Raw genomic sequence first — 20,836 nt, 5'->3', positions numbered from 1 at the left:
CCATGGCCGATTCGCAGAATCAGCAGTTTTCCAGCCGGCTGGGCCTTCTGCTCAGTGTGCTCGGTATCGCCGTAGGAACCGGCAACATCTGGCGCTTCCCGCGAATCGCCGCCCAGAACGCCGGGGACGATGGGGCAGGGGCCTTCCTGCTGGTCTGGCTGCTGTTTCTGTTCGTCTGGAGTGTGCCGCTCATCATCGCAGAGTATGCGCTCGGCAAGAAAGGGCGCATGGGCGTGATCGGTGCGTTCACCCGCATGGCCGGGGAGAAGTACACCTGGATGGGTGGTTATGTAGGATTCGTAGCGACAGCCATCATGTTCTACTATAGCGTAGTAGCTGGGTGGTGCATCTATTACTTCATTCAGACGCTGACCGCGCCGCTGCCGCTGAGTGCGGAGTCGGCGTCCATGGTCTGGGACAACTTCCAGGGTGGACTTGGGCCCGTTGGCTTTCACGCCATTGCGATGGGCGTTGGCGCGATTGTCGTCCTCAAGGGCGTCAGCGCCATTGAGCGCGCCAACCGGTTTCTGATTCCCGCGCTGCTGGCCATCGTGCTGGTGGCCGTGGTGCGCACACTCACACTTGAGGGGGCCTGGGACGGCGTCAGATTCCTCTTCACGCCGTCATGGGATACGCTGTCCAACCCGCGCCTGTGGCTGGAGGCTCTGACGCAGAATGCCTGGGATACCGGGGCCGGCTGGGGACTGATTCTGAGCTACGCGGTGTACATGCAGGCGCGACACGGGGCGGTCAAGAACGCGTTCATCACGGGTGTGGGAAACAACATGGTCTCCCTGCTCTCGGCGATCGTGATCTTTGGCACCGTGTTCGCGATCCTCGGTCGCGAGATGCAGCAGGGGGAGATCCTGACGGTCATGCAGACCAGTGGCCCAGCCTCGACCGGCCTGACCTTTCAGTGGATGCCCCAGCTCTTCGCGCAGATGGGCTTCGGGCGGGTACTGGCCAGCCTGTTCTTCCTGGGCCTGTCGTTCGCGGCGTTTTCGAGCCTGATTTCGATGATCGAGCTCGCCACACGCATCGTGGTCGACGCTGGTGTGGCCCGCAAACAGGCGGTCGGCGGCATCTGCATCATCGGGTTCGTGATGGGCATTCCCAGCGCGATCAACCTCAACATCTTCGCGAATCAGGACTTTGTGTGGGGCGTTGGGCTGATGCTATGCGGCGCGTTTGTGGCGTTTGCCGTCATCCGCTACGGTCTGCCGCGCTTCCGCACGGAAATCGTGGACTCCGTCGAAGGAGACTGGAAAGCCGGCCCCATCTGGGACTTCATCATCGGCAAGGTGGTGCCGACGCTCGCCATCGTGCTGCTGGTGTGGTGGTTCTACCTTTCGGCCAGGGTTTATGCCCCGGATACCTGGTACGACCCGTTCGATCCGTTCTCCGTCATGACCATCGTGGTGCAGTGGGCGCTCGTCATCGGGGTATTCGTGGCGCTGAACAAGTGGCTGGCTCGGCGCACGCTGGCCAACGTGCCGCCTGACGCATGAGCGACCCGAAAATCGGCGTCCTGTTCGTCTGCCTGGGTAACATCTGTCGCTCGCCGCTCGCGGAGGGCGTATTCCAGCATCACGTGCGGGAAGCGGGGCTCGAGGAGCAGTTCCGGATCGACTCGGCGGGTACGGGAAGCTGGCATGTCGGCGAGCCTGCGGACCGGCGCATGCGTCAGACGGCCAAGGGCCACGGCGTACTCCTGACCAGCCGGGGCCGCCAGTTCGAGTATGACGATTTCCAGGAGTGGGACCACATTCTGGTGATGGATCGCAGCAATTTGCACGATGTGCTCTTTCTGGACCGCAAGGACCGATTCGGGGACAAGGTGCGCCTCTTCCGCGAATTCGACCCCGAGCCGGAAGACCATCAGGTGCCGGATCCCTACTACGGCGGCCCGGAAGGCTTTGAGCGCGTCTACCAGATTGTCGACCGGACCTGCGCTGCCCTCCTGAAGTCCCTGAGGGCGCACTACGACCTCTAGTGGGCTGGCGTGAGGCCGTTGAAGGCGCCCTGGGAGTGACCGTGCTTCGGGCGGAGCCGGTGGGCGGCGGCTGCATTGCGCACGCGTCCCGAGTCGAGACCTCTGGCGGGGCGGTATTCGTGAAGCGGGGCACGGGCGATGTGGCGCGGGCATTGATTGCGGAGGCTGCCGGGCTTCGCGAACTGAGCGCCGCCGGGACCTCCCTGGTCGTGCCGGAGCCGCTTGCGCTTATCGAGGCACCTGAAGCTGTGCTTGTCCTGCCGTGGATCGAGACTGGCCGGCCGGACGCGGCAGCCTGGAATCGTTTCGGTATCGGAATGGCCGAATTGCACAGCCACGCGGTGCAGCGGTTTGGCCTGAAGGAAGACAACTACATCGGGGCCTCGGAACAGGAAAACGGCTGGATGGCCGATTGGCCGGAGTTCTTTCTGAAGCGGCGCATACTGCCCCAGGTAGCATTGGCCCGATCAATCGGGCGATGGCCGGCGCGGCTTGACGGAGCGCTGGAGAGAGCTGTAGACCGCATCGCCCGCATACTGCCCGATCTGGCGCGCGGTCGCCTTCTGCATGGGGACCTCTGGTCCGGCAATGTCATGTTCAGTCAGCACGGAAGGCCGGTTCTGATCGATCCAGCGGTCTACTTCGGCGATCCCGAGGCGGATGTGGCGATGACCCGGCTTTTTGGCGGGTTCGACGCCAGGTGGCTTGCGGCCTACGACGACGCAGCGGGCGGACCGCCCCCGAATCGGGAAGAGCGGCACCTCGCATATAACCTGTACCACCTGCTGAATCACCTGAACCTGTTTGGCGGTGGGTATCAGGGGTCGGTGGAGGCCTCGCTTCGGGAGATAGGAGGGCGGTAACCTTTCGCGGCTTTTGCGGGCCGAATAGGTTCAAAAGGCCCCCGAAATGGAACCTTTTGCGGCTTTTGCGGGCCCAATAGGTTCAAAAGGCCCCGAAATGGAACCTTTTGCAGCATCTTCGGGCCCAATAGGTTGAACAAGGCCCCGGTATTCAACTTCCGACGATTCCTCGGGCGGTCTATTTCGTCGACGGCTCAATGTGGAGCGCAGTGGGCGTGAAGGACGTTTGCATGCTGGCAGATGCGCCCCCTAGTCGTCCGAACTCACTTCAGTCAGCCTGGCAGGCGTTCCGGCCAGGCTGATGGCGTTGAAGAGCAGCTTGAAAGTGCCGTGCGGCTGTCCGCGCCTAATCACCTCCGGGCCAAACAGATACAGCGTGCCGTCGCCGACCTGCGCCTGCGCCATCGTCACGCCGCCCATAAGGTAGTGCTGGCCCCAGGCCCAGCCACTGCGTAGCGGTTCCCGTGAGTCGAACCAGGCAAGCGGCGTGACCGCATCGCTCGGAGAAAAGACCGGGCTGTTGTTGAAGTGCACATCCAGCTCCGAGGGCAGGCCCCAGGCTACGGGCTGCGAATTGTCCAGCTGCACGCGCACAATCGAGCCGGGCACGAAGTAGGACTCGCGCTCCAGCGCCACGCCCTCGTGGTCCACGAGGTAGTTTTCCAGGCCGAGTTCGAGGTGGCCCTGCAGCCCCGTGGAATGGCCGATGGTGACGATGCTGCCGCCGGCTTCGAGGAAGGCCCGCAGCGCGGGCACGGTATTGTCCGGCGTAATCATGCCCAGACGGTCGTGGTATTCCTCCGGAATGCCGGTGCCGTCCGTGTAGCCGAATGATCGGCCGCCCGGAGCCGGGATGGCCCCGTTGACGAACACCAGGACGTCGAAATCCTCAGCCAGATTGCCGGCGTCGAGCTGTTTCGGGAAGACGACCTCGAAATCGAACTCGAACTGCTCCAGAATCCACCGGGCCCACCCACTGGGCATGGAGCCGCCATAGCGGTCCCAGAGGCCTACTCGTGCCCGGCGCATCGCCACGGCATCAGCCGGTCGACGCGCGGCCGCGCTGAACGCTATACCAAGCTCGGCGGCCAACTCCTGCAGTTCCGCGCGGGAAGCGCCCGTCACATGGAAGTCGCCACCTGACGACGGCAGACGGAAGACGTCATGCCCGGCATCCAGTAGCCGGTTCATGGCCACAAACGAGTCGTTGTTCTCGGCGGGGAACGTGTAACCTCGTGCACGTCCGGAGGCGACCGACCCGGTTCCGGCTTCGGCGAAACCCTCGACGCGGGCAAAGGGCCCATCGAATCCGTCCAGGACCCGATCCACATGTACGCCCATCTGGTACGCCACCGTCCAACCGGTATTGTCGTACGGGGAGATCGGTGGCCCCCCCGGATAGGCGAAATCGTTCGGGTGACGCTGGGGCTCGAACATGTCCAGCACGAACGGCCGGAATGCCTGCCCGGTCATCACGACAAAAGAGCCGGCATCGTAGGCCTTGCCGTCCACCTCGAAGTCCATGGTGGCGCGGTGCACGGCCACGCCATTCTTGATCAGCGTGTTGACAAACTTGGTCGCGGTCGGGAAGTCCGGCTGGTCCAGGGGAATGATGTAGCCCCGAGGGTCGCGCGACTCCGGATCGCGGAAAGCAGACTCAAAAATGTCGTCTGAAAGGCGCCCCGAGGGGTTTGAGCCCGCATCGCGCGCTGCCTGGCTAGCCGCGGCAATGATGCTCGGGTCGGTGCGCCACGTATCGGTCTGCCCCTTGGCGATGTTGTCCCGCCCCATGACATAGATGTTGTACAGCAGGTCGACGCGGTTGCGCGACGCGTAGTTCAGCACGGCGTAGTTGGCCGTCACCGAGTAGTCCACCGATTGCCGGAAGTGCCACACCTGCGGCTCAATCGGCATCGGGATGTCGTTCTTGGGCAGCTGCCGGCGCAGGATGAGCGGAATGCGCATCGGTGTCGGGTGGCCGATGGTCTCCGTCAGCAGCCCGATCTGGTTGTGGAAGTAGGGGGTCGTGCGCAGTCCACCGTTCCACCACGTCGAATAGCTGGCGCCCGAGCGCATGGTGGTGCCGCCCATGCCCTCGCGCACGAACCGGCTGTGCATGGCCGTGCCCACCGCCTCGATGCTCAGCGGGATGAGCGGGTGGTAGTTGTAGTTGAAGGGGTCCCGGAACGGCGGCGCGAACATCACCGTGCCGGCCGGGCCGGTCTGGTGGTGGTTGTACACGATCTGCGGAAACCACTCCCGGTACAGGATCCGGTTCATGTTGATGGATTCCGCCTGCGTCGACATGTAGAAGTCGCGGTTGTTGTCGTGTCCCACATACTTCTGATACAGGCGAGGCACCCGGCTGGAGGACCGCCGCTCCGGGTCCTCTTCGCGCATGTACCAATCGGCCAGCAGATCATGGCCGTCCGGGTTGGCGTGCACGGCCAGAATCACGACATCATTCAGAATGCGCAGTGTTTCATCATCATTGCGCGTGATGAGCTGGTAGACCGTTTCCATGAGCTGCTGGGCACCCAGGAGTTCGCTTGCATGAAGTCCGCCGTCGATCCAGACGACGGCTTTGCCCGCTTCGGCCATGAAGCGCGCCGACTCGTCCGTCAGCTCCTCGGCCAGCGCGAGTTGTCGGGCGATGTCCTGGTAGCCATCCAGATTGCGGTGATTCTCCGGACTTGTCACGATCGCCATGACCTGGGGCCGGCCCTCCTCCGTGGTGCCGATATCCTGCACGGTCATGCGATCCGAGGCCGCCGCCAGTTTCTGCCACCAGGCATACATCTGCTGGTAGTTCGCCAGACTGTAGTCGGCGCCCAATCGGAAGCCGAACTCGTCTTCGGGGCTGGTGATCTCCTGGGCCTGTGCAGGAGCGAGGAAGAGGAGCAGTGCGAGCAGACAGAGGAGGCGAGTCATCAGCGTCGATTTACCGGCTACGGGAGCCCGGTATATACGCAGGTGCTCAGGCCCCCACCAAGTCCAGCAGGGTGTCCGGACGGGTGAAGTCTTCCAGGAGCAGGTCGGGGCCTGCTTCGACCAGGGACTGCCGCGATACGTAGCCGGTACACACGCCTACCGTCACGGCTCCAACGGCTTTTCCGCAGGCGACGTCGTGTGCCGTGTCGCCAATGACGACGAGTTCCCCGAACGTCACGTCCCGTCCGAGGCTTCGCGCAGCTCGATCCCGGGCAAAGCGGGGAAGCTCGTTACGGTCCTCGTGGTCGCTGCCGAATGCGCCGAAGCCGAAACGGCCGTGCAGATCCGCCGCACGCAGCTTGGCCCAGCCAGTACGCTCCACGTTGCCGGTCAGAAGGCCGAGACTCAGGTGGTCATGGCCGCCCAGACGATCCAGCAGGGCGCGTACCCCAGGCAACACCTCGACATCCTGCGGTCGGATGGCAGCCTCAAACCGGGCCGCATAGTCCTCCAGCACACGATCCATGACATGGTCAGGCTCCGCGATACCCGCCATCCCAAGTAGTTCGCGCGCCAGCGAGCGATCGGTGCGCCCGGCAAACCGCACTCCTTCGGTAGAGAGTTCCGCGCCGCATTGTGCCTGCATCGCGCTCTCGAAGTGCACGCGACCCAGCTTGGGCGCCATGAGCAGCGTGCCGTCGATGTCGAACAGCAGGACCATCAATCCATGGTGTAGGGCGAATCGGCCATGTCTTCGTACCGGATCTCGTCCACCGGGTGATTCTTGCCATCCCCGGCATACAGTCGATCCGGGCAATTCAGGATCAAGGCAGGCTGGTCCGACAGGCACCGGTACGCGTGCACCACACCCGGAGGGATGCGGACCGTACACATGAACTCCCGCCCGGCCTCAAACACCTGGCGCACACCGTACGAGTCGGAGCCCTCCCGGCTGTCCCAGAGGTAGACACGAAAGCGACCGTCAAAGAAGGCAAAGAGGTCCGCCTGGTGCTCGTGGGCATGTGGTCCACGCGCTACTCCAGGCAGGGTCTCCGAGATGTACGCCATGACCGGAACGTGCCCGTCCACGGCCTCATCCGTGCGGAAAATTTCACTCAGCCACCCGCGATCGTCGGAAAACGGGCGCAGTGGTGCGACCGGACAGTCCGCAATGATGCCGTCGGTCCAGGTCATGCGTCGAGCTCGGGGTAGGTCAGACCGTCCGCCAGACGGTTGGCCTCATGCCATCCCTCGAGGGTACCCGCATCCCCCCACCAGCCCCGTAGCACGCCGTGGGTCAGGGTGCCCGCGGAGGCGTAGTGGTTCGTCACATCCGACACCTCATATTCGCCGCGGCGGCTGGGATGCAGTCCCCGAATGACGTCGAAGACCTCCGAATCGTACATGTAAATGCCGGTGACGGAGTAGTGGGAAGGTGGATCGCTCGGTTTTTCGATCACCTCGACAATGCGTCCGCTCTCAATGCGCGGCACGCCATACCGCTCGGGGTCATGCACCTCCTTCAGGAGCACGCGCGCGCCGCCGCCCTGGGCCTCGAAGGCAGCCACATCGTCCGTGATGTCGTCTTCGAGCACGTTGTCGCCGAGGAAGACCACCAGCGGCCCTCCTCCGACAAAATTCTCGCACAGCGCCATGGCCTGGGCAATGCCGCCTGGCTCGTCCTGAACCCGAAACGTGAGGTCCAGGCCGAGCTCCCTGCCGGACCCGAGCAGGTTCACCACATCGCCCATGTGCTCCGGGCTGGTCACCACGGCAATCTGCGTGACCCCCGCCCGCCGAAGTCGCATCAGCGGGTGGTAGATCATGGGGTACAGGCCCACCGGCAGAAGGTGCTTGTTGGTCACCTTGGTGAGCGGAAACAGGCGGCTTCCCGTGCCGCCAGCCAGAACCACACCTTTCATGCGTTCGAGGAAGTCTTGAGCCGCTCGCCGTACTGCTCGCGGTAATAGGCGTCGTAGTCGCGGTTGCGCACGCTGTCCATCCAGTCCTGGTTCTCGAGATACCAGCGCACGGTCTCGCGCAGCCCGGTCTTGAGATCTCTTGACGGCCTCCAGCCGAGGTCCCGCGCCAGGCGTGATCCGTCCAGCGCATACCGGAAATCGTGGCCCGGACGGTCGGTGACGAAGGTGATCAGTTCGCGTCCCGTGCCCTCGGGGCGGTCGAGTTCAGCATCCACCAGGTCCAGGAGGAGCGTCACGAGCTCCAGGTTGCTGCGCTCCTCATCGCCCCCGACCAGGTAGGTGCTCCCGGGCGCTGCACAGCGCAGGATCCGGTCGATGGCGTCACAGTGGTCCAGCACGTGCAGCCAGTCGCGCACGTTGTCGCCCTTGCCATAGATCGGCACGGGCTTCAGATCCACAGCGTTCTGAATCACCACCGGGATCAGCTTCTCCGGATACTGGAACGGCCCGTAGTTGTTTGACGCGTTCGAAATGACGATGGGCAGGTCGTAGGTCTCAAACCACGCGCGCACAAGGTGATCCGCGCCCGCCTTGGACGCTGAGTAGGGGGAGCGAGGCGCGTAGTTGGTGTCCTCGGTGAAAAGCCCCTCGGGGCCCAACGAGCCGAAGACCTCATCGGTCGAAATGTGGTGGAAGCGCACGTCTGAGCGCCCTTCCCACGCCCGGCGGGCCGTGTCGAGCAGCGTGGCTGTGCCCGTGACGTTGGTGCGCACAAATGCCAGCGGGTCCAGAATCGAGCGGTCCACATGGCTTTCGGCGGCGAAGTGGAGCACGGTATCAAACTCGTGCTCCCGGAACAGGGCCCGAACGAGTTCCAGATCGGCGATATCGCCGTGCACAAAGCGGTAGTTGTCACCCAGGTCTGCGAGGTTCTCGGGCCGTCCGGCATAGGTGACGGCATCCAGGTTGACCCAGCGCACATCGGGGTGCCTGGCACAGGCCTGCCTCAGATAGTTGCTGCCAATGAATCCCGCGCCGCCGGTGACGAGCACGGTGTTCGGGCGATGGACTTCCGGTCGGTTCAAGCGGCTGGAGGTTGCTTCGGGGCGCGTTGTAGGAGCCGAAAGCGGGGCGGTTCCGGCGGCCGCCTCAAGAATGCAGGTCCGTCCGGTGTTCAAGAAATCGCGTGGTACGGCCGATACCCAAACTCTGGCAACCCCCTTATTCCATGCGTGCGTTTCTCATGACCCTGCTCGTCGGAGCACTGAGCTGGGTCGCATCCGATTCCGAAAACTCGGCCACACTGGTAGCATCCGCGGCAGAAGTGGCCAGCCCCGTGGTGGAAGAGGTCGAGGGCTACCTCCTGGCCCAGCAGGTCCTGGAGGGCATTGACAAGGGCGACGGGAGGTCCCTGACGATTGCCGGCTGGTACCACACGAATCCGTCTGCCATCTATCCGGAGTCTTTTCTGGAGCATCTGGCGCGCGGCCTCGGCGAGCCCGATCCCTTCAGCGCTCGCGAGTTCTACCGTCTGGCGGAGAAAGCCGGGGATTTTGTAGGCAGTATTCGCTACTGGGAGCTCACCGGCGCTCCGGAGCAGGCCGAACTCGTTCGGCGTGCCAACGGTGGCAGTCGTGCCGCGGCCTGGAAACTGATGCAGCAGGCCGGTCCCGAGCCCTGCGCCCAGGCGCCCGTCATCGAGCAGCTGCTGGTCACGGCCAAGTCTGACTCCCAGATCCACGCATTCCTGCTGGATCAGGGCGGAGACCTCGAGACCTTCCAGCGCTGGCAGTCCGAAAACTGTTCGAACTGAGTCGTGTGACAGGGTGACGGCGGAGGGGAGTCGCTACTTTGCGGCCCCACCCACTGCCCATCGCCCGAATTGGCTACCCGCACGCTTTATCTGCTCGATGCGCTGGCGCTGGCGTACCGCGCGCATTTTGCCTTCATCAATCGGCCGTTGATCAACTCGAAGGGGCGCAATACGTCCGCCACGTACGGGTTCGTCAACACCATGCTGAAGCTCATCGAAGATCATGGGCTGGATCATGTAGCCGTGGTGTTTGACCTGGTGGGTGAGGGTGGCACGTTCCGCGACGAGATCTATGCGGATTACAAGGCGCACCGAGACCCGATCCCGGACGAGATTGTGGGCAATCTGGCTTCCATCAAGGAGGTCATGCGGGCGATGGACATTCCGGTGGTCGAGGAGGAGGGCGTCGAGGCGGACGATGTCATAGGCACGCTGGCGCGCAAGGCCGAGGCCGATGGGGAGAAAGTGGTCATCGTATCGGCCGACAAGGACTTCCAGCAGCTGCTGTCGGACCGCATTTCGATGTTCAGGCCCGCCTATCGGGGGGACGCGTTCGATCCCATCACGGAGACGAGCTTTCGGGAGAAGTTTGAGCTGGAGCCGATTCAGTTCATCGATGTGCTGGCGCTCATGGGAGACGCCAGCGACAATGTGCCCGGGGTGCCCGGAATCGGAGAGAAGACCGCCGTCAAGCTGGTCAAGGAGTACGGCACGGTAGAGTCGCTGCTCGAGCACGCGGACGACGTGTCGGGAAAGCGTGCCCGGGAGGGCCTGCAGCAGCATCGCGATGATGCTCTGCTGTCGAAGAAGCTGGTCACGATCCTCACCGATGTGCCGGTCACGGTCGACTGGAAAGATTTCAAGCGCGCGGATGCGGACCTGCAGCGCATCAAGCAGCTGTTCGCCGACCTTGAGTTCACCACGCTGACGGACCGCACGCTGCGCATGCTCGGACGCGGAAGTCATGTAGTGGCGCCGGCGGGACCAGGCATGCAGAGTGACCTGTTCTCGGCGGAGTCGGGGGGAGGCGAGGAGAGCTTTGACGCGGACGCGGTGTCCTACCGTCTCGTCAGGAATCTGAATCAGCTGGACGAGCTGGTTTCGGAGTTGCAGGGCGTGGCGCGATTGGCTGTGGATACGGAGACCACATCGCGCGATCCCATGCTTGCTTCGCTTGTGGGCATCTCCCTGTCCTGGGGAGAGGGGCAGGCCGCCTATGTGCCGACCCCGCTGCCGGACGACACCGCCACTTCTGTGGTGTTGGATCGCATGCGGCCGCTGCTGGAGAGCGATACGCCCATGGTGGGCCACAACCTGAAGTATGACGAGATCGTGTTTGCCAGGCATGGAGTCACGCTTGGTGGCGACCTCTTCGATACGATGGTGGCACATTACCTCGTGGCCCCCGAGGAATCGCATGGGCTGGATGCACTTGCCCTTCGATACTTCTCGTATCGCATGATGCCTATTTCCACCCTGATCGGGTCGGGAAAGACGCAGATCAGCATGCGGGATGTGCCCTCGGAGAAGGTGGCGCCCTATGCCTGCGAGGATGCGGACTTCGCGCTGCGGCTGGCCGATCATCTGGACGGGCTGCTTGGCGAGGACGGCCTCAACGACATCGCCCAGAAGATCGAATTTCCCCTCATGCGGGTGCTGGCTCGCATGGAGCGCACGGGCATTCGGCTGGATACCTCGGTCCTGGATCAGATCTCGGAGGGCCTGGGCGAGGACATCGCTGCGCTGGAGACCGCCATCTATGAGGCGGCGGGCCAGTCTTTCAACATCGGCTCCACGCAGCAGCTTGGCGAGATACTATTCGAGAAGCTGAATCTGCCGGTAGTCGGAAAGACCTCGACCGGCAAGCCGTCCACCCGGGAAAACGTGTTGCAGACCCTGGCGCTCGAGCATGAGTTGCCGGCTCTGATCCTGGACTGGCGCGAGCTGTCCAAGCTGAAGTCGACCTACGTTGACACCCTGGGTGCGCTGGTGCACCCCGAGACCGGACGCATACATACCAGTTTCAATCAGACGGTGGCGGCCACCGGGCGGCTTTCGAGCGCGGACCCCAACCTGCAAAACATTCCGGTGCGTACCGCGCGCGGGCGCGAGATCCGGAAGGCGTTTGTGCCCGAGGAGGGATGGACACTGCTGAGTGCCGACTACGCACAGATCGAGCTCCGCATTCTTGCGTCGCTGTCGGGCGATGAGGCCCTGCAGCAGGCATTCCGGGACGGGGAGGACATTCACACTGCCACGGCGGCGCGGGTATTCGGGTGCGATCCCGGAGACATTGACCCCGACCAGCGGCGCAAGGCGAAGGAGGTCAACTACGGCATCCCGTACGGGGTGTCGGCCTTCGGGCTGGCCCAGCGATTGCGTTGTTCACGCACGGAGGCGCAGGAACTGATCGACGGCTACTTCAAGAGCTTTCCGGGCGTGAGCCGGTTCCTGACCGAGCAGGTGGAGCGCGCCCGCGAGACCGGGTATTCGGAGACCATGCTGGGACGGCGCCGCTACGTGCCCAACGTGCACGCCCGCAACCGCGTGGTGCGATCGGCCGCAGAACGTGTCGCAGTGAATATGCCCATTCAGGGCTCTCAGGCGGACATGATCAAGATTGCCATGATCGCCGTGGACCGGCGCCTGCGGGAGGAAGGGCTGAAGACCCGCATGCTACTGCAGGTCCACGACGAACTGGTGCTTGAGGTACCGCCGGCCGAGGTGGGCACGGTGAAAGCGCTGGTTCGCAATGAGATGGAGCAGGCCTTGCCGCTCAAGGTGCCCGTGGAAGTGGGCATGGACACGGGAGACAACTGGCTGGACGCCCACTGACATGCACGAGATGTTCGACAAGACCGGCGAAAAGGCCGGCATAACTGCGTGGAAGCACCGGGGCAACGGCCTTGAAGTTCTGGTGCTTCCCGACCACACCGCACCCGTCGCGGCGTTCATGGTGACCTACCGCGTGGGCTCCCGGAACGAGTCTGCTGGACTGACTGGCGCTACCCACTACCTGGAGCACCTGATGTTCAAGGGCAGCAGCCGGTTCAACAAGGAGCTCGGCACGACGATTTTTCAGACCCTGCAGCGCGTCGGAGCGCAGGTCAACGCCACGACCTGGAACGACCGCACAAACTACTACGAGGTGCTGCCGAGCGACCGGCTGGATCTTGCCATGCAGGTGGAGGCGGATCGCATGCGCGGTGCGCTTCTGGACGAAGCGGACATCGAGAGCGAGCGAACGGTGATCCTCAACGAACTGGATCGAGGCGAGAACGAGCCGATCCGCAAGCTCTACCAGACCGTCTGGAGTGTCGCCTATGTGGCGCATCCGTACCACCATCCTACCATCGGCTGGCGGCACGACGTGGAAACCGTTTCGCCGGATGGACTGCGGGGGTTCTACAACACGTACTACTGGCCAGACAACGCGACAGTGTCCGTCATCGGCGACACTTCAGTGGAGGCCGCGCTGGAGGGCGTGCATCGGCATTTTGGAGGGATCAACAAGGCCCCCGAGCCGATGAGTCAGATCGCCACCCGGGAGCCGGAGCAGGTAGGCGAGCGCTCGGTGGAGGTGCGCATGCGCGGAGAGTTGGGGGCGACGATGCTTGCCTTCAAGAGCCCGCCCGGCACGACGACGGACGCGGATGCGCTCTCAATGCTGGGGGCGATTCTCTCCCGGGGCAAGGGCAGCCGGCTATACCGGAGTCTCGTCGATACGGGCACGGTGACCAGCATTTCCGCCGGTTCCAGCCGCTTCAGGGACCCCGGCCTGTTTTACGTGCTCGGCATGCTTGCTCCCGGCAAGACCCACGAGGAGGTGGAGGATACCATTCTCGACGTGCTGGCGAGCGTCGCCGAGTCCGGTGTCGAGGAATCGGAGATTTCTCGGGCGATGAGCAACGTGCGCGCTCAGGAGGCCTACCTGCGGGACGGGCCCTTCGCGGTCGCAGCCCAACTCAACGAAGCAATCGCGGCTGGGGACTGGACGCTGTATCCGGACCATCTGGCCCGCATGGAGGCGGTGACGGCGGCCGATGTGCAGCGGGTGGCGGCGCAGTACCTGGTGCGCATGCGCATGACCCGCGGTCGATTCGTGCCCTTGGCGGGGTAGGGCGCGGCGGCTGGGGGCGCGCTGGGGCGTTTGCGCCGCCGCCGGGGCGTTTTGCGGCCGTCGCGGGCCGCTGGACCGGCGTCAAACGTGGACTCAGGGTGCGGTTTTACACCTTGGGGCGGTTCGAGCGGCCGCAGACGTGGAGTCAGGGTGCGGTTTTACACCTTGGGGCGCCTCGGATGGGCGCAGTCGTGGACTCAGGGTGGGGTTTTACACTTCCGGCCGCTGGGCCTACCGGCAGGGCGCACTCCGGGCGATATCGTTCGGCCGACCACAAACGTGGACTCAGGGCGTGGTTTTACACCTTCCGGCCGGCACGTCGGCGCCCAACGTGGACTCAAGGCGCGTATTACACCTTCCGCCGGTTCAGCGGCCCCCGAACGTGTAATCCGACGGCAGCTTTACATGTGCGCCGCGCTCAGCGCCCCGCGCCGGCGACCCTGGTGCGGCTCCGGCGTCTCCGGTGCGCCGCGCCCAGCGCCCAGCGCGACTGCTCGCGCGCCGGCGCCCAGCGCCGAGCAAGCCCGCGCTCGAGCCGTGCCCGAGGCCAGCACCTCCCCACAAAAAGCAGCCCTCACGCGTCCAGGAGCGCCTCCAGCTCGTCGCGCATTTCCTCGAACGGAAACTCCCCGACCACGCGGTGCACGATCCGGCCTTCTTTGTTCAGGATGAACGAGGACGGCATCGCATAGACGCCGCCGAATTCGTCGGCGAGGGCCCCATCGTCCAGGACCATGGGGTAGGGCACCTCATAGCGTTCCACAAAGGGGCGAATCACTTCGAATCCCTCATCGTCCAGGGACACACCGACAATCTCAAAGGGCCGATCCTGCCATTCATTCGCGAGGTCCACGAAGGCAGGCGTCTCCCGGATGCAGGGGCCACACCAGGTGGCCCAGAAGTTGACGATCACCACCTGTCCCTTGCGGTCGGCCAGCCGGTACGTGGTGCCGTCCAGCGCGGGCCGCTCAAATTCCGGTGCGGGGCGCAGCTGCTCGGAAGCCACCACTGGTGCCTCCTCTTCGTAGGGCAGTTCGGTCGCCTCGCCTGGGGGCACATCGCCCCGGCCGCACGCCGTCAGGAGAATCAAAAGGACCGGGAGCAGTCTCATGCCGGGTTGAGGGCTTCTCGAATGGATTCGGCGAGCACACGGCCATGGGACGCATCCCAAATCGCCGCGTGATCGCGCACCAAGATAACCTGCGGACTCTCGTGGCGGATCCCCAGATCCCGGGCGATGCGGTTGCTGACCGGACGGGCCCGTTGCACCACGACCTCAAAGACGGAAACGTCCCCCGCCTCGGCCACTTCTTCAATCTCGCGACGGGCAAAGAAGGACACGCCGCAGTAGGCGCTGTGCTTGAAGAGCAGAACGGGCTGCGTCTCGGATTGCCGAAAGGCCTGGTCCAGGCTGTGGTCGCTATCGATGTTGGTGATCATCCAGACTAGAAAAGTGCGTAAATCGGCGCTCCGAGGCCACTGAAGCTGGACCCGGGCTCCAGCTCTATGGTTGCAGCCGCCTACAAACAGTTACAGCCGCTGATGAGCCAGGACCTGACGACCGGAGCCGAAGACATCACCTGGGATCTCACGGATCTCTATGCCGACTCGGATGCATTGACGGCATCGGTGAAGGAGGCCGCGACGCTCGCCGGTGATTTCGAGGAGCAGTACCGTGGCACGGTCGCAGAACTCGACGCTGCGGCACTGGCGGCTGCCATGTCGGACCTGGGGGCCATCCAGGACATGGTCGGCCGGGCCTACACTTACGCGTACCTTGCCTGGTCCACGGACACGGCCGACGAGAAGACGGGCGCCCAGCTCCAGGCGGTCCGCGAGGCGTACACGGGTATCGCCAAGCGCATCCTATTCTTTGACCTGGAATGGGCGGAGGTGGACGATGAGAAAGCCGGCTACCTGTTGGGCGATGACCAGCTCGGTGCCTATCGCCACTATCTGGAGGTGCTCCGGCTGACCAAGCCCTACCAGCTGTCGGAGCCGGAGGAGAAGATTCTGGTCGAGAAGTCCGTCACCGGCCGCAGTGCCTGGAACCGGTTCTTCGACGAGACGATGGGCGCAGTGCGGTTCGACTTCGATGGGGATAGCCTGACCCAGCAGGAGTTGATGGCAAAGCTCTACGCATCCGAACGAGACACCCGGCGGGCGGCGGCGCTCTCCTTCACCGAAGGTCTGAAGACGAATGCGCGCCCCCTGGCGTTCATTTTCAACACCATCCTGGCCGACAAGGCCTCCGACGACCGGCTTCGCGGCTACCCGCACTGGCTCAAGAGCAGGAATATCTCGAACGAGGTGCAGGATGAGGTTGTGGACAGTCTGATTGAGTCCGTGACGTCCCGATTTGACATCGTCGGCCGGTTTTATCGGCTCAAGGCCCGCCTGCTCGGCCTGGATGAGATGATGGACTATGACCGATACGCGCCGGTGGGCGAGGCGGACACGCGCTACGCGTGGGACGAGGCCCGATCCCTCGTGCTGGACGCCTATGGCGAATTCCACCCCGACATGGGGGCCATTGCGTCCGAGTTTTTCGACAAGCGCTGGATCGATGCGCGGCTCGCCCCGAACAAACGAAGCGGCGCCTTCAGTCACGGCGCGGTGCCGAGTGCGCATCCCTACGTGCTGGTCAACTACACCGGAAAAATCCGCGACGTGCAGACGCTGGCCCATGAACTGGGCCACGGCGTGCACCAATACCTGAGCCGAAAACAGGGGGTCTTCCACGCTGACACCCCCCTGACGACAGCCGAGACCGCATCAGTCTTCGGGGAGATGCTGGTCTTCCAGCGGCTCATGGCGGCCGAATCGGATCCGAAGAACCGGCTTGCCATGCTGGTCTCCAAGATCGACGATTCCATCGCCACCGTCTTCCGGCAAGTGGCGATGAACCGGTTCGAGGATGCCATACACACAGCGCGCCGTGAGCAGGGAGAACTCTCGGTCGATGGGCTCTCGGAGGCGTGGATCGGTACGCAAACGGCCATGTTCGACGGAGCCGTGACGCTGGGAGACCACTACCGCTACTGGTGGTCCTACATCCCGCATTTCCTGCACACGCCCGGGTATGTGTACGCCTATGCGTTCGGCGAACTGCTGGTCCTCGCGCTGTATGCGCGGTACCAGGAGGAGGGCGCCGGATTTCCGGAGAAGTACCTCACGCTGCTTTCGGACGGAGGCTCGGACTGGCCGCACGTCCTCGTGGGCAAGCTGGGCATCGACCTCACCGACCTCAGTTTCTGGAGTCGTGGTCTGGATGCAATCGATGCGCTGGTGAGTCAGGCCGAGGAGCTGGCTGCATAGAGCGGCCCCCGCGGCCCCGGCGCCGATCCAGCCGCCGCGGCCCCCGCAACCAACCTCCCTATCCTCCAGCCAGGACCCGCAACATCTCCGCGGCCCCGTACGCCGCGTAAATCCCCAGGATGTATCCGGCCGTGGCCATGAGCAACCCGACGGGTGCCATCGCCGGCAGGTACACACTGGCCACAACCGGCGCACTGGCCGCGCCGCCGATATTGGCCATGCTTCCCGTGGCGACGAAGAACAGCGGCGCACGGATGGCGCGTGCCATGATGATCAGGATGCCGATGTGGATCGAGATCCAGACCACCCCTGCCAGCAGGTAATACGGGGCATCCAACACCGCCATCAGGTCCGCCCGCGCCCCAATGGAGGTCAGAAGCAGGTAAAGCGCCAAAAACCCGAGCCGGGACGCGCCGACCTGCTCGAGGTCCCGCATTTTTGTGAACGACAGCACGAGGCCGAGGGTCACAATGATCAGGATGGCCCAGGTGGACGTGCCGATGTACTGGGTTTCCGGCATGACGTTTTCCGCCACCCAGATGCTGGCCACCACCAGGATGAAGCCGAGGCCGACGATTTTGGCCAGATCCGCCAGGTCGGACGGCCGGCGCGTCGTGTCGATCTCCGCCAGGCGCTTGTTCACGTCCTCGATCATGGTCATGTCGGCGTTGACCCACTTGTCGAACTTGTGCTGCATGGTGCTCAGGAAAATGAGCACCCCCATCCAACCGTAGCCTACGACCGTGTCGACCACAATGATGGGACCCAGCAGAGAGTCCGGAGCCCCGACATGGTTCTGGATGAAAAGCAGGTTGGCCGTGCCCCCAATCCAGCTGCCCGAAAGAGCTGCGAAGCCTTGCCAGGCATCTTCCGGGAGCAGGGATGCGAAGATGAGATAGGCCACCAGGGCCCCGAGCACGATTCCGAACGTGCCGGTTACCATCATCAGGAGCGCTTTCGGCCCCAGTTTCAGGATGGCCTTCACATCCACCGCAATCATCAGCAGGAAGAGCGCCAGCGGCAGCAAATAGCGCGACATCCAGGAGTACGTCTCGCTCGAGTCCGGCGTCACGCCTGCGGTGGTCAGAAACATGGGCACGAAATACGCCCAGATGACCGGCGGCAGATACTCAAAAAGCTTCTTCAGCCCCGGAAAGGTGCTGAGCCAGAAAATCAGCCCCAAAACGCCCGCAAGGACGGCAAACAGTGTCGTGGGTTCGGTGATCATGGGTGTCTAGGCGTCTTCTGGGTCTTCTTCCGCGTGCGGCAGCGTGACAGTAAATGTGGAGCCCACACCCTTCTCGCTGTCGACGTCAATCCGGCCTCCGATCAACCGGCACAACCGTTTGGTGATGGCCAGGCCGAGGCCGGACCCCTCATGGGAGCGGTCAAATCCGCTCGATTCCTGCGTGAACTCATCGAAGAGCTCCGGAAGGAACTCCTGGTTGATGCCCCGACCCGTATCAATCACATGGATCTGCACGAGCTCATCGTCAGACTCCACGCGCACCGTCACCGAGCCGCTGTCCGTGAACTTGATGGCGTTTCCGATGAGGTTGTTCAGGATGCGGCGCAGGATGGTCGGATCGGCGAAGACCGTATCGTCCGTACCCACGTGCTCCACGTGCACCGGGAGGTTCTTCTTCTGCGCCAGCGCCGCCAGCATGCCGACGGCTTCCCGTCCCACAGCCGAAGCCTCCACCAGCCTCGAGTGCGCCTGCACCGCATCGGCATCCAGACGGGTCAGGTCCAGCACGGAATTGATGGTGTCCAGCAGCCGGTTTCCGCCGGAAATGATGCTCTCGGCAAACTCTCGGAATTCGTGGTCGTCCAGGCCGTCGCGAATCAGCTGCGCGAACCCGATGATGCTGGCCAGCGGCATGCGCAGTTCGTGACTCATGTTCGCCAGGAAGGCCGTCTTCAGGTTCGCAACACGGAGCGCTTCCTCCTTGGACCGACGAAGGTTGTCCTCAAGCGCCATCTGCGCGGTGACGTCGCGGAAGGTGACGAGCGTCGCATCGCGCCCTTCCCAGGTAGACGCCTGAACCTGCACCTCCAGCTGAAGTGGTTCATGGTCATGCGAAAGAATTTCCACCATTCCGCTCCCGCGCGGCAGCTTGAAGCCCAATGGGGCACCGAGCATTTCGTAAAGCGGGCGGTGCAGAATGGCCTCGGCGGCCGGGTTCGCAAACAGCACTGTCTGACTGTCGTCCACGATGACGATGCCGTCCGAAATCCCCTCGACGATCGAGCGTAGCTGACCTTCCGCCTCCTGGAGCGATCGCAAGCTCGCGTATCGGCGTGAGGCGTAGTACAGAATGCGCTGGAGCGCGTGCGCGGTGTCGCCCTCGCGGTCCACGTAGTCCATGACGCCCTCGGGCAGGGCGCCGGCCAGTTCGCTGTCCTCCTCAGGATCCAGGGCGACCACAATGGGAAGCGCCAGAAGAAGCGGGGACAGGGCCAGAAGGCCGTGTTTGAGCCCCTGCGCAAGGCGGGCATCCAGCACCAGCACATCGAACGACTGGTCGCCGGCTAGCTGGGCGGCATCTCGAAGGCTGGTCGCCTGGCTAACGGCCAGCGGGGGTCGCTGGCATGCCGCGAGGCGCCCCATAAATCGCTCTGTGTCCTGAGCTTCCGGGGCTGCCAGGAGAATATGCAGGGTGTCCGAGCCCACTCAGTCCTGGGGGATCGGCACCACGGCGCGCGGCATATCACTCAGACTCTCGGCGCCGGAATCCGTGATGACCACATCGTCCTCAATGCGCACGCCGCCTTTGCCAGCCAGGTAGATCCCTGGCTCCACGGTAAAGGTCATGCCGGGCCGAAGCGTCTGATTGTTGTCGTCCCGGATGTACGGTTCCTCGTGCACCTCCAGACCGAGTCCGTGGCCGGTGCGGTGCATGAACTGCTCGCCGTACCCGGCGTCTGCGATGACGGTCCGGGTGGCTCGGTCGATGGCCCCCGCAGCGATACCGGGACCGGCTGCGCGCCGTCCCGCCGAATTCGCCGCGTGCACAAGCTGGCCTATCTTCCGCAGCTCTGGATCCACCTCGCCGAAGGTGAACGTGCGGGTCAGGTCGGAGAAGTAGCCGTGATGGTTGGCGCCCCAGTCAAACAGCGCCAGGTCGCCTTCCTGCAGCGGCCGCTCTGTGGGTACCGCGTGCGGATTGGCGGAGTTGGGACCGAACGCCACAATGGGCTGGAAGGGCAGCTCGCCCTCGCTGCCGTGGCGCAGCAGATTCTGGATGAGCTCGGAGGCCGCCTCACGTTCGGTGACGCCCGCCCGGAGCTTGGGCAGTGTGTCCTTCAGGGCATCCTGGGCGATGCGGGTCGCGGTGCGCATGAGCTCCAGCTCGACCTGGTCCTTGTGCATGCGCAACTGGGCCACGGCTTCCTCTCCCGATACGAAGTCGGCCTTTTCCGCCGCGGCGTTCAGGAATCCCATCTCGAGGAAACGCAGCCAGCGCGGCTCTACGCCGACGCGCGCCGAACCCAGCCCCTTGAGCGCCGCCGAGAACGCCGGCTGCCACGAATCCAGGCTCTCGCTGTAGGTGTGCAGGTCCAGATCAAACGCCGCCTTTTCAAACTTCAGCGACTCCAGTTCGGGCACCACCATCTGCGGCTTCTGGTCCGCGGTGAAAAGCGCGATGACCGGGCGTTCCGAGAGGTGGAAACTCAACCCCGTCAGATAGCCGAGGGTCGGGCCGGCGTTGATGGCCAGCGCGTGCAGGCCATGGGCAGAAAGCGCGGCCCGAAGCCGCTCGTGACGTCCCGCGATGGCCTTGGCCAGGGATTTGTCTGAACTCATAGTCTGGGAGGGGATTCAAGAGGCCGGAATATAGGCGGTCGGTGCCGGCCTGACCGCCCCGGAATGCC

Annotated in this window: 17 protein-coding genes; 7 read left to right on the top strand and 10 right to left on the bottom strand. The window is 63.9% G+C overall.

Annotation, left to right across the window (positions count from 1 at the left end):
- The first annotated feature begins 2 nt into the window (after positions 1–2).
- From JJ896_08790 to JJ896_08780, 3 genes are read left to right on the top strand one after another with little or no spacing between them, the layout of a single operon-like run.
- Positions 3–1,508, top strand: a complete 1,506-nt coding sequence (locus JJ896_08790) for a sodium-dependent transporter (protein MBO6779734.1) — start codon at positions 3–5, stop codon at positions 1,506–1,508.
- Positions 1,505–1,993 carry a low molecular weight phosphotyrosine protein phosphatase gene (locus JJ896_08785; GenBank protein ID MBO6779733.1) on the top strand — a complete coding sequence of 163 codons (489 nt, stop codon included), beginning with the start codon at positions 1,505–1,507 and terminating at the stop codon, positions 1,991–1,993. The genes JJ896_08790 and JJ896_08785 overlap by 4 nt, the downstream gene beginning before the upstream one ends.
- Positions 1,993–2,856, top strand: coding sequence for a fructosamine kinase family protein (locus JJ896_08780; GenBank protein ID MBO6779732.1), 864 nt, complete (start codon positions 1,993–1,995; stop codon positions 2,854–2,856). The genes JJ896_08785 and JJ896_08780 overlap by 1 nt, the downstream gene beginning before the upstream one ends.
- Positions 2,857–3,105: 249 nt before the next feature.
- On the opposite strand, the gene JJ896_08775 is transcribed toward JJ896_08780, so the two are convergent.
- Genes JJ896_08775 through rfbB form a run of 5 tightly spaced genes read right to left on the bottom strand, consistent with a single transcriptional unit; the run spans position 3,106 to position 8,794 of the window.
- Complete coding sequence (locus tag JJ896_08775) at positions 3,106–5,787, bottom strand: hypothetical protein (GenBank protein ID MBO6779731.1); 2,682 nt, start codon at positions 5,785–5,787, stop codon at positions 3,106–3,108.
- Between the two features lie 46 nt (positions 5,788–5,833).
- Positions 5,834–6,508, bottom strand: coding sequence for an HAD hydrolase-like protein (locus JJ896_08770; GenBank protein ID MBO6779730.1), 675 nt, complete (start codon positions 6,506–6,508; stop codon positions 5,834–5,836).
- Positions 6,508–6,981 (bottom strand): dTDP-4-dehydrorhamnose 3,5-epimerase family protein, encoded by a 474-nt coding sequence (locus JJ896_08765; protein MBO6779729.1) that lies wholly within the window; start codon positions 6,979–6,981, stop codon positions 6,508–6,510. Before JJ896_08765 ends, JJ896_08770 begins: the two co-directional genes overlap by 1 nt.
- Entirely contained in the window at positions 6,978–7,709 is a 732-nt protein-coding gene (locus JJ896_08760; GenBank protein ID MBO6779728.1) for an NTP transferase domain-containing protein, read from the bottom strand. Before JJ896_08760 ends, JJ896_08765 begins: the two co-directional genes overlap by 4 nt.
- The gene (rfbB, locus tag JJ896_08755) at positions 7,706–8,794 is read right to left on the bottom strand and encodes a dTDP-glucose 4,6-dehydratase (protein ID MBO6779727.1); all 1,089 of its coding nucleotides are present in this window, start codon (positions 8,792–8,794) and stop codon (positions 7,706–7,708) included. The genes JJ896_08760 and rfbB overlap by 4 nt, the downstream gene beginning before the upstream one ends.
- A gap of 143 nt (positions 8,795–8,937) precedes the next feature.
- Between rfbB and JJ896_08750 the strand changes: the two genes are divergently transcribed.
- The 3 genes from JJ896_08750 to JJ896_08740 all read left to right on the top strand — a co-directional run bounded on the left by JJ896_08750 (position 8,938) and on the right by JJ896_08740 (position 13,642).
- Positions 8,938–9,522, top strand: a complete 585-nt coding sequence (locus JJ896_08750; protein ID MBO6779726.1) for a hypothetical protein — start codon at positions 8,938–8,940, stop codon at positions 9,520–9,522.
- A gap of 69 nt (positions 9,523–9,591) precedes the next feature.
- Positions 9,592–12,357: a DNA polymerase I gene (gene polA, locus JJ896_08745; GenBank protein MBO6779725.1), complete on the top strand. Its 2,766-nt coding sequence runs from the start codon at positions 9,592–9,594 to the stop codon at positions 12,355–12,357.
- A 1-nt stretch (position 12,358) separates the two neighbouring features.
- Positions 12,359–13,642 (top strand): insulinase family protein, encoded by a 1,284-nt coding sequence (locus JJ896_08740; protein MBO6779724.1) that lies wholly within the window; start codon positions 12,359–12,361, stop codon positions 13,640–13,642.
- A gap of 574 nt (positions 13,643–14,216) precedes the next feature.
- On the opposite strand, the gene JJ896_08735 is transcribed toward JJ896_08740, so the two are convergent.
- Positions 14,217–14,753, bottom strand: coding sequence for a TlpA family protein disulfide reductase (locus JJ896_08735; protein ID MBO6779723.1), 537 nt, complete (start codon positions 14,751–14,753; stop codon positions 14,217–14,219).
- On the bottom strand, positions 14,750–15,082 hold the full coding sequence (gene ytxJ / locus JJ896_08730; GenBank protein ID MBO6779722.1) for a bacillithiol system redox-active protein YtxJ: 333 nt from the start codon (positions 15,080–15,082) through the stop codon (positions 14,750–14,752). Before ytxJ ends, JJ896_08735 begins: the two co-directional genes overlap by 4 nt.
- Positions 15,083–15,184: 102 nt before the next feature.
- Between ytxJ and JJ896_08725 the strand changes: the two genes are divergently transcribed.
- Positions 15,185–16,960 carry a M3 family oligoendopeptidase gene (locus JJ896_08725; GenBank protein ID MBO6779721.1) on the top strand — a complete coding sequence of 592 codons (1,776 nt, stop codon included), beginning with the start codon at positions 15,185–15,187 and terminating at the stop codon, positions 16,958–16,960.
- Positions 16,961–17,018: 58 nt separating this feature from the next.
- Here JJ896_08725 and JJ896_08720 read toward each other — a convergent pair whose 3' ends face one another.
- Genes JJ896_08720 through JJ896_08710 form a run of 3 tightly spaced genes read right to left on the bottom strand, consistent with a single transcriptional unit; the run spans position 17,019 to position 20,768 of the window.
- On the bottom strand, positions 17,019–18,188 hold the full coding sequence (locus JJ896_08720; protein ID MBO6779720.1) for a DUF819 family protein: 1,170 nt from the start codon (positions 18,186–18,188) through the stop codon (positions 17,019–17,021).
- A gap of 6 nt (positions 18,189–18,194) precedes the next feature.
- Positions 18,195–19,634, bottom strand: a complete 1,440-nt coding sequence (locus JJ896_08715; protein MBO6779719.1) for a HAMP domain-containing histidine kinase — start codon at positions 19,632–19,634, stop codon at positions 18,195–18,197.
- Complete coding sequence (locus JJ896_08710) at positions 19,635–20,768, bottom strand: aminopeptidase P family protein (GenBank protein MBO6779718.1); 1,134 nt, start codon at positions 20,766–20,768, stop codon at positions 19,635–19,637.
- Between the last annotated feature and the right edge of the window lie 68 nt (positions 20,769–20,836).

It is taken from the genome of Rhodothermales bacterium (genome assembly GCA_017643395.1).
Lineage (GTDB): Bacteria > Bacteroidota > Rhodothermia > Rhodothermales > UBA10348 > JABDJZ01.
Note: the sequence above shows the minus strand (reverse complement) of the source record. Positions and strands in the feature narration are given on the sequence as shown.

Excerpts from the sequence above, each read along its gene's own strand:
- JJ896_08790 (MBO6779734.1), top strand. The coding sequence starts at position 3 with ATGGCCGATTCGCAGAATCAGCAGTTTTCCAGCCGGCTGGGCCTTCTG.
- JJ896_08785 (MBO6779733.1), top strand. The coding sequence starts at position 1,505 with ATGAGCGACCCGAAAATCGGCGTCCTGTTCGTCTGCCTGGGTAACATC.
- JJ896_08775 (MBO6779731.1), bottom strand. The coding sequence starts at position 5,787 with ATGACTCGCCTCCTCTGTCTGCTCGCACTGCTCCTCTTCCTCGCTCCT.
- JJ896_08770 (MBO6779730.1), bottom strand. The coding sequence starts at position 6,508 with ATGGTCCTGCTGTTCGACATCGACGGCACGCTGCTCATGGCGCCCAAG.
- JJ896_08765 (MBO6779729.1), bottom strand. The coding sequence starts at position 6,981 with ATGACCTGGACCGACGGCATCATTGCGGACTGTCCGGTCGCACCACTG.
- JJ896_08760 (MBO6779728.1), bottom strand. The coding sequence starts at position 7,709 with ATGAAAGGTGTGGTTCTGGCTGGCGGCACGGGAAGCCGCCTGTTTCCG.
- JJ896_08750 (MBO6779726.1), top strand. The coding sequence starts at position 8,938 with ATGCGTGCGTTTCTCATGACCCTGCTCGTCGGAGCACTGAGCTGGGTC.
- JJ896_08740 (MBO6779724.1), top strand. The coding sequence starts at position 12,359 with ATGCACGAGATGTTCGACAAGACCGGCGAAAAGGCCGGCATAACTGCG.
- JJ896_08735 (MBO6779723.1), bottom strand. The coding sequence starts at position 14,753 with ATGAGACTGCTCCCGGTCCTTTTGATTCTCCTGACGGCGTGCGGCCGG.
- ytxJ (MBO6779722.1), bottom strand. The coding sequence starts at position 15,082 with ATGATCACCAACATCGATAGCGACCACAGCCTGGACCAGGCCTTTCGG.
- JJ896_08725 (MBO6779721.1), top strand. The coding sequence starts at position 15,185 with ATGAGCCAGGACCTGACGACCGGAGCCGAAGACATCACCTGGGATCTC.
- JJ896_08720 (MBO6779720.1), bottom strand. The coding sequence starts at position 18,188 with ATGATCACCGAACCCACGACACTGTTTGCCGTCCTTGCGGGCGTTTTG.
- JJ896_08710 (MBO6779718.1), bottom strand. The coding sequence starts at position 20,768 with ATGAGTTCAGACAAATCCCTGGCCAAGGCCATCGCGGGACGTCACGAG.